Here is a 3,869-nt window from a genome sequence, read left to right on the forward strand (position 1 = left end):
TAATTTTTTAAGGGGCATTTGTTTAAAAATATGATTCGTAGATCTGATTTTTATTGGTAATTTACTTTTTCTACTATTTATTGCTCGCTACTCGCTAATAGTCAGACCATCCGTTAGCGTTTGGAAAATACTTAAAATCACAATTTCATCAAGCATATTGTGGTTTAAATTCATTTAAACAGAGATCGGTGGTATTTCAAACTTTTTTAAAATCTGGACGTCTTTTTTCTAAAAATGCAGCCATACCCTCCTTAACGGTGATATCAAAACTAACTGCTGCAATAGCTCGTGCTTCTAGCTCTAAATGAGTTTCCAAACTATTTTGATGGCTAGAAAGTAGTAATTGGCGAATATTATTGAGTGCAGGCAAAGGCTGATTTGCCAACAAAGTTACATTTTCTTTTACTTGTTGATCAAAGTCTGCATCTGAAAAAACCATTGTTAATAATCCATATTCAAGTGCCGTATTTGCACTCATTTTTTTATTTATCATTAAAATTTCCTGAGCTCGTCGCAAACCCACAATTTTGGGTAAATACCAAGTGAGCCCTGCATCAGGACTGAGTCCTATACCAGTATATGCTGGGCAAAATTGAGCTGAATCTTTTGCTATAACGATGTCACCAATGAGCGATAAACTCATACCAGCACCAGCTGCAGTGCCATTTACAGCAACTAAAAGTGGTTTATTCATTCTAATAAAACGGGAAATCGCGAGATGAAGAATTCCAGCAAGTTTACTTAAAAATTCTGAGATATTATCACCAGCAGCTTGAAACTCTTCTAAATCACCGCCTGTGCAAAAAAAGGGACCTTCTGCACTTAGAACCACACAGCGTATGAATTTATTTTGATCACAATAAATAGCTGCCTTTAATAATTCTTCAGCAAGATTTAGCGTGATGGCATTGCCGCTTTTAGGTCGATTTAACTTGATATACGCTATATCATTTTGTACTGTAACCAAAATTTCCTTGTACATACTTAAATCCTTATACTGATTAAAATAATTAACCTGCAGCTTAAAAATGGATTGCCTTAAAATTTTCAACGATGAGATTGTTCTATTTATCTATCGCTTATATAAAGTGTATTTACACAGAAATGAATAGAATTATGAAAGAAATTATTATTCGAAAATTTTTGGATAAATTGATAAAAACGCTGATTTTATATTTGAGAAAACTAAATAATATTAACCAGAAAATGCTCTACCAAACAAATTCCGTGCAATCACCCAACGTTGAATTTCATTGGCGCCTTCATAGATTTCTCCAATTTTGGCATCTCTATAGATAGATTCCAGTGGATAATATTCCCCTGTTTCTTTAAGCTGTTGGACAAAGCCATATGCACCACAAACTTGAATTGCATCTCGGGAGACCTCTACAGCTAATTGGCTGCCTGCAATTTTAGACATTGCTGCTTCAATTTCTGCGTTACCTTCAATATCATAACGATAAGCAGCTTTAATATATAAATTTCTGGCATTTTCAATATTGAGTGCGTGGTCAGAAAAAGTATATTGCCAATGTTGAAAACGGGCTAACTCTTGACCAAAAACTTTTCTGTTTTTGCTGTAATGAATAGCATAATCAAGCGCTGATTGAGCCATGCCTACGCCTATCGCACCAATACCCATTCTTCCAAGAGTCAAAGCAGCTAAAGCAACATTGAGTCCTTTTCCAACTTCACCAACAACATAGCTATCTAAAATAAAAACATCGTTAATGTGTACGTCTGCTGTTAGCTGTGCTTTATTGCCCATTTTTATATCTGGATCTCCAACATGAATATTTTTATTGTCCATATCAATGAAAAACATGGTCAAACCGTTATCTGTAGCGCATAACACCAAAATATATTCTGCAACAACTGAGTTGGTAATCCAGCGCTTATGTGCATTAACAATCCAGCCACCTTCTACTTTTTGGGCATAGCTCTGCATAGATTGAACACTTAAATCTGTACTAGTTAATGGCTCACTTGTTGCGAATGCTCCAACAAAGGTACCTTTTACCAATTTACTTAAATACTTTTCTCGCAAATATGAGCTTGCTTTATTTAACGTATTGCCGACCAATAGCGCTTGGCCATCAAATAAAGCAGAGGTGGTGCCAGCTGAATAATAAGCAAGCTCTTCCATAACCGTTAAAGTCGCTAAAGTTGGATATTTTAAACCACGTCCTCCAACATCTTTTGCAAAAGGAATTTGGTATAAACCATGTTCAGCCATGAGATCAAAAACTTCTCTTGGAAAACTGGATTTACTTTCTATAGTATTATTTAATAAAGGTGCTTTTGGTTTAATATACTTCTCAGCAAAATTTCGAGCTTCATTCCGAATTTCTTTGGTTTCTTCAGGCAAAAAAATATCATTAAACATTTTTTCAGAATTTCTGATTAGCATATCCATATGAATATTCCATATTATCATTAAGAAAAATTATATAAATAAAACAAAAAGTGCCGTATAGCACACCTCCAAAATGGATACTTTTGACATTCCATTTTATAGATTACTTGTACATGATAAAGGTATTAATTTAACTGTTTGCCTTTGATATGTATAAATGTTCTTTTTTAAAAGCGATAGCCAATACCCATGTAACTAATCAATGGATCAACATCAATTTTAACTTTTCCTGAAATCAGGTTTTGATTGTTATTTTGGTTATTTACATCAATTTTCGCGTCAATATCCATTTTCGAATAAGACAATGAAGCTACAGCAAACCAATTCGAGTTAAAGTCATAATTAAATCCGACACTAAATACTGGCGCAAAAGTATTTCTGGTGCTGATTTTAATAATCGGTTTAGCATCTGAACTTATGCCAGCGAGGCTATCCCCCGCTTTACCTGTGAGAATATTCTGCACCCGATGACCCGCAAGAATGAGGTCATTTTCAATCCCTGAATTGATTTTTACATTTTCTAAATAGGCATATAGTATGCCAACACCAACATACGGACGAAATTTGTTAATACCGCTTATACCAAACTGATAATGGGCTTCAATTGCGGGCATCCAAACTTTAGTATTGATTGCATATTTGGACTGAGCAAGATCAGTTACATAGATTTGTTGTGAAATGGGGATATTATTTGTACCAATAAGTGCCGTTGATGTTGGCGGCAGATCAACCTGACCAATAACAGGAGCATATATTTCACCAATTCCTTTTGCCTTAACCTTAGGTGGTATACCCGCTTTAAGTTCTAACGAAATATTATCATTTAAATAATAATTAAACATGATACCTAGGGTATTAATGTCTTCAACTTCCAGGCCAGTATTAGGACTCGTCCAATTAGAGGGTTGATTTAAAGTAACAGTACCACTTAAATCAGCTGAAAGACTTGATATACCAAGACCTTGTATAGTTGAAATTACCGTATGTACTTGTTGCCCTTGAATTGTTGATTGATCAATTGCACCCAGAATATTCTGGGTTGTGACATCACCTACTGTATAAGTACTACCTGCTGGGATCGTTGTCGTAATATCTATATTATTTGCATCACCTAAGGGTTTTGCATACAACCAGCCGATAGAGATCGAATAGCGTTTAAAATCTGTTTTATCACTCAATTTAAAATAGGGAGTGGCATAAACAGTTTGTGCAGATATAGCACATATACTTAAAGTATATATATAATTTTTTAACTTCATGGATCCATCCTGGATAATAGGTTTTAGTAGTTTGAATGAATATTTGACGACAAAATTGAATTCATTTGTATCGTCAAAAAGAACTAATTTATTAAAAATTTTTAATGATGACATAAAGCCATTTTTTTATTTTGCTAAAAAAAGTAGTGTTCTTTAAATTAATGCATATTTTCTAGCAACAACCAATGCCCCAG

General features: G+C 34.2%; 3 protein-coding genes. All 3 read right to left on the reverse strand.

From position 1 onward, the window contains the following. Positions 1-196: 196 nt before the first annotated feature. The 3 genes from GJV03_RS21140 to GJV03_RS21150 all read right to left on the reverse strand — a co-directional run bounded on the left by GJV03_RS21140 (position 197) and on the right by GJV03_RS21150 (position 3,675). On the reverse strand, positions 197-1,051 hold the full coding sequence (locus GJV03_RS21140) for an enoyl-CoA hydratase/isomerase family protein (RefSeq protein WP_234623485.1): 855 nt from the start codon (positions 1,049-1,051) through the stop codon (positions 197-199). Between the two features lie 144 nt (positions 1,052-1,195). Beyond that, positions 1,196-2,416, reverse strand: a complete 1,221-nt coding sequence (locus tag GJV03_RS21145) for an acyl-CoA dehydrogenase family protein (protein WP_151958002.1) — start codon at positions 2,414-2,416, stop codon at positions 1,196-1,198. A gap of 167 nt (positions 2,417-2,583) precedes the next feature. Beyond that, positions 2,584-3,675, reverse strand: coding sequence for an OmpW family outer membrane protein (locus tag GJV03_RS21150; protein ID WP_151958004.1), 1,092 nt, complete (start codon positions 3,673-3,675; stop codon positions 2,584-2,586). Positions 3,676-3,869 lie beyond the last annotated feature (194 nt).

The sequence above is a fragment of the Acinetobacter sp. RIT698 genome (assembly GCF_009668065.1).
GTDB classification, from domain to species: Bacteria; Pseudomonadota; Gammaproteobacteria; order Pseudomonadales; family Moraxellaceae; genus Acinetobacter; species Acinetobacter guillouiae.

Coding starts and splice junctions, on each gene's coding strand:
- GJV03_RS21150 (WP_151958004.1), bottom strand. CDS start 3,675: ATGAAGTTAAAAAATTATATATATACTTTAAGTATATGTGCTATATCT.
- GJV03_RS21145 (WP_151958002.1), bottom strand. CDS start 2,416: ATGGATATGCTAATCAGAAATTCTGAAAAAATGTTTAATGATATTTTT.